The organism is Pseudarthrobacter sp. NamE2 (assembly GCF_005796205.1).
Taxonomy (GTDB): Bacteria; Actinomycetota; Actinomycetes; order Actinomycetales; family Micrococcaceae; genus Arthrobacter.
On the sequence record NZ_VAHN01000050.1, the window covers coordinates 1 to 551 of the forward strand.

The following is a 551-nucleotide window of genomic DNA, read 5'->3' on the forward strand; positions in this document are numbered from 1 at the left end:
ACGCAGCAGCCGCACTCGGTGGACACCATCAAGGAAATGGTCAACGTACTGCTCCTGCAGGGCAACTTCGGCAAGCCCGGCGCCGGCGCCTGCCCCGTCCGCGGCCACTCCAACGTCCAGGGCGACCGGACCATGGGCATCTGGGAAAAACCCAAGGAAGGGCTCCTGCAAGCCCTTGACACCGAATTCGGCATCACCTCCCCGCGGCACCACGGCTACGACGCCGTCGAGGCCATGGAGGCCTTCGAACGCAACGAAGTGGACGTGTTCGTCTCGATGGGCGGGAACTTCTCCCTGGCCTGCTCGGACACCGAAATGCTGGAGGCCGGCATGCAGCGGATCGGGCTGACCGTGCACATCTCCACCAAACCCAACCGCTCCCACATCGTCCACGGCCGCACCTCCCTGATTTTGCCTACCCTGGGCCGGACGGACAAGGACGACAAGCACCCCAAAGGCGCCCAGTTCCTCTCCGTTGAGGACTCCATGTCCGTGGTCCACTCCACCCAGGGCCGCCTCACCCCCGTCTCCGAGCACCTGCTCGCCGAACC

Annotated in this window: 1 pseudogene; it reads left to right on the plus strand. The window is 65.5% G+C overall.

The window, feature by feature from the left end:
- Window positions 1-551, plus strand: a pseudogene (locus FDW83_RS18960) (hypothetical protein); the annotation flags it as partial.